Below are 6,982 nucleotides of genomic sequence, written 5' to 3' on the forward strand. Positions count from 1 at the left end.
GAAAGATTCGCAGGTCGTTCAAATGATTCTTTAGATATTGTTAAGCCTTTGTCATCATAACATTTCTTCATGAAATAACCCCAAATTGGCAATGCCATTGCGGCTCCTTGTCCATAAGTAAGACTTTTGAAATGTGCCGAACGATCTTCGCAACCTACCCAAACTCCTGTTACAAGATTTGGAACCATTCCCATAAACCAACCATCGGATTGATTTTGTGAAGTACCCGTTTTTCCTGCAATTGGATTTCTGAACATGTATGGATAACCTGTCCAACGTTTGTCTCCATTTCCTCCACCTTCTGTTCTTAATCTTGCTCCAGAACCGCTTTCGGTTACTCCTTCTAACAATTTAATGATGGCAAATGCAATGTCTTTATTCAAAACATCATGAGACTCTGGAATTGGTTCGTAGATAACTTCGCCACTTTTGTTTTCTATTTTGGTCAAAAATTGTGGTTTGGTATATACTCCTTGATTGGCAAATGTACTGAAAGCCGCTACCATGTCTTCGACAGTAATTTCAACCGCTCCCAATGCAATAGATGGCTGGTTGATAATCTCTGATTTTACTCCGAGCTTATGAGTAAGTTCAATTACTGCCTCGGGACTAACTTTATCAATTAATTTGGCTGAAACAGTGTTTATCGAATATGCCAATGCTTGTTTTAGAGTTACCATTCCGCGATAGTTGTTGTCGGAGTTTCTTGGTTCCCAATCTTCGGTAACGTGGTGACGTCCTTTACGAATCATAAATGGCCCGTCAAGAATTGAATCGCAAGGAGACATATTTAATTGTTCGATAGCTGTTGCATAAACAAACGGTTTGAAAGTAGAACCTACTTGTCTTGCCCCTTGCCCAACGTGGTCGTATTGGAAATATTTGTAATTAATTCCTCCAACCCAAACTTTGATATTACCCGTTTGCGGTTCCATAGACATTACACCAGCTTGCAAAAAGTGTTTGTAATAGCGGATGGAATCTAATGGAGTCATGATGGTATCTCTTTCTCCTTTCCAGGTAAAAACCGTCATTTTGGTTTTTTCACTAAACGATTTGATTATTTCATCGTCACTTTTGTCCTGCTCTTTTAAAACCTCCCATCTATGAGAAGATTTCATCGCCTGATTAATGATGCGCTGGGTTTCTGCCTCAGAAATATTTACAAAAGGAGCATTTTTATTACCTTTTGATTGAATAAAGAATTCTTCTTGCATATTTGCCATATGAGCCGAAACAGCTTCTTCGGCGTAAGCCTGCATTCTGGAATCGATTGTGGTGTAAATCTTTAGACCGTCTTTGTAAATATCGTAGTCTGAACCGTCTGGTTTTTTATTTTCTTCTACCCATTTTTTCATGTATTCACGAAGGTATTCTCTAAAATAGGTTGCAGTACCTTCTCTGTGACTTTCAAGTTTAAAATGTAATGTAATTGGTAAGCTTTGTAAATGGTGTTTTTGTGATTCGGTAATAATACCTGCTTTCTCCATTTGCAAAAGCACTACATTTCTTCTGTTTTTTACACCTACCGGATTTTTTACAGGATTGTATAGTCCGGAGTTTTTGAACATCCCCACTAAAATTGCCGATTCATCTATAGTAAGATCTTTTGGGGCTTTAGAAAAATAAGTTTGCGCGGCAGAACTAACCCCTACAGAATAATTTCCAAAATCATAGACATTACAATACATCGCAATGATTTCGTTTTTGGTATATTGCCTTTCCAAACGAATGGCGATGATCCATTCTTTCATTTTTTGAACAATACGAAATGGCAAAAATTTTGATCCTTCTCCGTGGAATAACTGTTTTGCTAATTGTTGAGTCAAAGTACTGGCACCTCCACTTGTTCCCAAACTGGCGATCGCTCTCAAAGTTCCTCTTCCGTCAATTCCGGAATGTTCGTAAAAACGAGCATCTTCGGTAGCTACGAGTGCATCCACTAAGTTTTTCGGTAAATCTGAATATTTAAGTTGAGAACGATTTTGTTTGAAATATTTACCTAAAATAACTCCGTCTGAAGAAATGATTTCGGTGGCTAGATTAGAATCAGGATTTTCTAAATCTTCAAATGAAGGCATTGATCCAAAGAGACCCCAAGATGCAAACAGAAAAAATAAAGCAATGATTCCAAGTCCCCCGAAATAAATTTTCCAGAATTTTCTGGAATAATATTTCACATCTTTATTGACATTTTTTGTTTGAGTGTTGTTTTTTTTGATAGCCATAATCGTGTTCTATTCTACTATTCTATTCTTTTTTTTCTATTCTAAAACCTACTTCGGTAATTCCGTCCAAAAGAGTAACTCCAGGGACTTTTCCGTTTTCTCTTACCGCTTGTTTAATATGTACTTTGTATTTTCCTCTAAAACGAACATTTTCTTTATAATAGAGCTTGCTTTCTTTGATATCTGTAAAACCATCTCCCAACAAAGTGCCGTCTGGTTCGGCCATTTGGTATTCTAAGGTATCTACTTTGGTATACCCATTTGGACTTTCTAACGAAACAATCAGGAATAAATTGCTGTATTTGTAATTGTTGTTATCTCTCAAATTTACAAATAAATCATATCTTTTTGTTGAGTCCAAAACAGGTAAATCAAACGTAACAATACTATCTTTATTCCAAGCGCTTCCTACAGATTTATATTCGTCAAAAACTCTTTTTTTGTCACACGAAAAAAGGACTACTGCAACCAAAAGCAGCAATAAACTATTCTTTATTCTCATTTTTTTTAATAATTATTGGTTTTCTAGGCTGTTCTGTTTTGTTCTCTGCAGCTGGTGGACGATTGTTGTTGTTCTTTTTACGATTGTTTTTGTTTCGATTTCTATTGCCATTGCTCGGGTTTGGATTTTCTTTAACCGGAACTTCTTTGTTGGCCGTATTTGCGTTTGGTGTATTTGGATTTGTATTTTTTTGGATAGCTGGCTGTTTGTTAGCATTGTTTGGTGCAATAGCTTTTTCTCCAGCTGGTCTTGGTTTTTTGTTTGATTTTTTCTTTCTTTTTGGTTGATCAAAACGTGTTAAGCTTTCTTGTCCCATCGCGTTATTGAAGTTTTGTTCTGGTTCAGCAACCACTTCAATAGCGTAATCTTCTAATGATGACACTTTATTTTTTAGTTTATTCTCAGCAATAATTTCTTTAACCTGATCAATCTTTAAGATATGCCAGTTAGCATAATTCCCAACATAAGCAAACCACATTAATCCTTTGAAAATATCTTGTTTCTGGCAAACAGCATCTCCCTTTTCGGTAACTAATTTAGTTTCAAATTCCGGAAAATCCTTTAGAGCATCCATGTAAGTATCAAGCTCGTAATTCAAGCAGCATTTCAACTTTCCGCATTGTCCAGCCAATTTTTGTGGGTTCAAAGACAGTTGTTGGTAACGTGCTGCTGAGGTATTTACACTTCTAAAATCTGTTAGCCAAGTTGAACAACACAATTCTCTACCGCAAGAACCAATTCCTCCTAAACGAGCCGCTTCCTGACGGAAACCTACTTGTTTCATTTCAACTCTGGTGCTGAATTCTTTAGCAAAATCTTTAATTAAAAGTCTGAAATCGACTCTGTCGTTGGCTGTATAATAAAAAGTAGCTTTTGAGCCATCGCCTTGAAATTCAATATCTGAAATTTTCATTTCCAGTTTTTGAATTATAGCCAATTCGCGAGCGCGAACTTTCATAGGTTCTTCTCTATTTCGGGCTGCCGTCCAAATATCAATGTCTTTTTGAGATGCTTTTCGGTATATCTTGGCTACATCAGGACTAGATGGATTGACTCCTTTTTTCTTCATTTGAATCTTTACCAATTCTCCTGTAAGCGTTACAATTCCGATATCATGACCTGGAGAAGCTACGGTTGCCACTATATCTCCAATACTCAATGTTAAATTTTCGGTATTGCGGTAAAATTCCTTTCTACCGTTTTTAAAACGGACTTCCACACAATCAAATGGAGCTTCTCCGTTAGGTAAACTCATGTTCGAAAGCCAATCAAAAACCGTTAATTTATTGCAGCTATCGGTGCCGCAAGTCCCATTATTTTTACAACCCTTTGGTGCACCACCATCTGAAGTTGAACAACTTGTACATGCCATAATGATATATGTAGTATTGCTATAAAAGCAATTTAAGTTCTTAAAAGATTTAATGGGTAAAGATACTATTTTTTTAGTTTATGCAACAAGGACAAAAAACTCCCTATTTTATAAATTTATGCTAATACCAATTAGTGTTTCCTTAGAAATTTTCGGGTAATATTTGAAGAAATCTTTTTAAAAATTATGGAAAATCGTCATTTCAGTTTTTTTATTTCTTTATCAAAATCAGAAATTATTTTTTGAGTTTTATTGAAAACATCATATGCTTCAATTGCTTTTTTATCCGCTAGTATTTTAGAAACGCTTCCTTTACCGTCCAAGACTTTATAATCGTTAAAGTTTAGAAATTTATTCACACTTTCGGCCAATTGGCTCATTGTAAAAGTATTTTCTCTTTCTATCAATCCTTCGATGTAATCAAAATAACCCGTTACGGTACGCTCCAGTTGTTTAATTTCTTTTTCCTCCAAATAATTTTTAGCAACTACCACATCTGATTTCAAAACTCTTCCGCTCGGACTATTTTTCCAAGTGGTCAATCCCATATTTTCCTTTTTGGCATCGGCAGTTTTAAAGATAATTTCGGCTGCTGTTTTTCCTGTAATGGCAAAATGAAATTTATTTTGAACCATTGCATAGAAATTTTTGGTTATTTCAGCATTTCTGTCATAATCAATACAGCACTCGGCAAAAATATCGGTTACCTGTTGGTAAATTCTCCTTTCACTCGCCCGAATCGAGCGAACCCTTTGCAGTAATTCTTTAAAATAATCTTTGCCAAAAATCGCCTGACCTTGTTTCAAACGGTTGTCATCTAAGACAAATCCTTTTATGATATATTCTTTTAAAGTTTGTGTTGCCCAAATACGAAACTGAGTTGCTTTAGCGGAGTTTACTCTATATCCAACAGAAATTATGGCATCGAGGTTGTAATAATTTGTAATGTAATTTTTATCATCAGATGCAGTTGTTTCCATTTTGGAAACAACTGAAGATTCAATTAATTCTCCCTCTTCAAAAATATTTTTAAAATGCTTGCTTATAGCGGGTACTTGCACTCCAAATAACTCAGCGATTGCTTTTTGGGTTAACCATACCGATTCGTTTTGAAGTAAAACATCGACGCGAATTTCTCCGCTTGGTGCAGTATATAACACGAATTTCTTTAAATCTTCATCCATAACATTAGATAATGTGTTTTAACAAATGTAACTATTGTAGACTAAAAAAACCTATTCCGTTTTAAATGAAATAGGTTTTTTATGAATTCCAAAGAAGTAAATTCTACGTCTCTTTCACCGTAATAATCTTCACCGGACAGGCTTTGGCCGCCAATTCGCAACTTTCGGTTATGCTGTGGTCGGGTGATTTCAAAGTGTAAAAACCTTTTGCATTTACACTTTTAATCAATACCGATTTTCCGTCTTTTTTGGACATTTGAAATTGAACAGGCGCCATTTCCACACAGTAGTTGCACCCAATGCATTTGTCTCTTTGAAGCGTTACAATAACCATTAGGCTTCCACTATTTTATACAATTTGTCCGACATGCGGATTCTGAAAGGCAATTTGAAAGTACAGTCGTCGCCTTTGGTTGCCTTTTCGACTGATTGGTCATTCACGTACATTTCTTCGATAACCATTTCCTGTGCACCGGTACTTGGTCCTGTAACTAATAATTTATCCCCAATTTTGATGTCATAAGCTTCGATTTTGAATTGACCAATTTCGGCTTTTGGGAAAAAATGGGTTCCTTTCCCTACATACACTTTCTTTTGCGTTGCCACCGAACCGGAAACATCGCTCCATTCTCCCAATTCCTGACCTAAGTAATATCCCGCCCAAAAACCGCGATTGTAAACCGTGTTCAGGGCTTCCATCCAAACGGCCACTTTTTCTTTGGAAAAAGTGCCCTCGTAATAACTGTCAATCGCTTCACGGTAGGTTTTGATTACAGTTGCCACATATTCGGGAGCGCGTCCACGGCCTTCAATTTTCAAGACTTGAATACCCGAATCGATTACCTGATCCAAGAAATCCATCGTGCATAAATCTTTTGGGGACATCATGTATTCGTTGTCCAATTCGATTTCGAAACCAGTTTCCTGGTCGATTACGGTGTATTTTTTACGACAATTTTGTTTGCAGGCACCTCGGTTTGCCGATGAATTATGCGAATGCAAACTCAAATAGCATTTACCCGAAACCGCCATGCACAAAGCGCCGTGACCGAAAATTTCGATTTCAACCAAATTGCCGTTTGGTCCTTTGATTTGTTCTTTTTCGATTTGTTCCGTGATTTTTTTCACTTGTCGCAAACTCAACTCACGGCTCAAAACCATAGTATCAGCAAAAAGGCTGTAGAATTTAATGGTTTCGATGTTGGTAACGTTCAATTGGGTCGAAATATGGACTTCCATCCCGATTCCTCTTGCCATGGCAATGACTGCTTGGTCAGAAGCGATTACTGCAGTGATGTTGGCTTCTTTGGCTTTGTTTAATAATGTTTTTACCACCGATAAATCATGGTCGTAAATAATCGTGTTCAAAGTCAAATAACTTCTGACGTTTTTGGCTTCGCAACGACGGGCGATTTCCGGCAAATCATCCATGGTAAAATTGACAGTTGCACGGGCGCGCATGTTCAATTGCTCTACTCCGAAATATACTGAATCGGCTCCGTTATCTAATCCTGCTTGTAATGACTCAAAGTTCCCTGCGGGAGCCATTAATTCTATTTTGTTTGTTGTTGTCATTTTTGATTGTATTGTGTCTCCAACGGTTGAAACCGTTTGTATCTTTTTATATGTGATTGTATAGTCCTAAAAAGTTTACAGTTTTTCTATTTCGCAGAGATTCGCAAAGAAAACACGAAGA

The 6,982-nt window shown here is 36.7% G+C and carries 6 protein-coding genes; all 6 read right to left on the reverse strand.

Annotation, left to right across the window (positions count from 1 at the left end):
• Nucleotides 1–2,228: penicillin-binding protein 1A (locus VLC96_RS17610; protein ID WP_325265034.1), on the reverse strand; the 2,228-nt coding region annotated here is incomplete at its 3' end.
• A gap of 22 nt (nt 2,229–2,250) precedes the next feature.
• Nucleotides 2,251–2,730 carry a gliding motility lipoprotein GldH gene (locus VLC96_RS17615; RefSeq protein ID WP_325265035.1) on the reverse strand — a complete coding sequence of 160 codons (480 nt, stop codon included), beginning with the start codon at nt 2,728–2,730 and terminating at the stop codon, nt 2,251–2,253.
• Nucleotides 2,714–4,102: a PSP1 domain-containing protein gene (locus VLC96_RS17620; RefSeq protein WP_325265036.1), complete on the reverse strand. Its 1,389-nt coding sequence runs from the start codon at nt 4,100–4,102 to the stop codon at nt 2,714–2,716. The genes VLC96_RS17615 and VLC96_RS17620 overlap by 17 nt, the downstream gene beginning before the upstream one ends.
• A 197-nt stretch (nt 4,103–4,299) precedes the next feature.
• On the reverse strand, nt 4,300–5,286 hold the full coding sequence (locus VLC96_RS17625) for a virulence RhuM family protein (protein ID WP_325265037.1): 987 nt from the start codon (nt 5,284–5,286) through the stop codon (nt 4,300–4,302).
• A 103-nt stretch (nt 5,287–5,389) separates the two neighbouring features.
• Nucleotides 5,390–5,620, reverse strand: coding sequence for a ferredoxin (locus VLC96_RS17630; RefSeq protein WP_268848282.1), 231 nt, complete (start codon nt 5,618–5,620; stop codon nt 5,390–5,392).
• Nucleotides 5,620–6,861 carry a peptidase U32 family protein gene (locus VLC96_RS17635; RefSeq protein ID WP_325265039.1) on the reverse strand — a complete coding sequence of 414 codons (1,242 nt, stop codon included), beginning with the start codon at nt 6,859–6,861 and terminating at the stop codon, nt 5,620–5,622. Before VLC96_RS17635 ends, VLC96_RS17630 begins: the two co-directional genes overlap by 1 nt.
• Nucleotides 6,862–6,982 lie beyond the last annotated feature (121 nt).

This window comes from Flavobacterium sp., from assembly GCF_035456085.1.
Lineage (GTDB): Bacteria > Bacteroidota > Bacteroidia > Flavobacteriales > Flavobacteriaceae > Flavobacterium.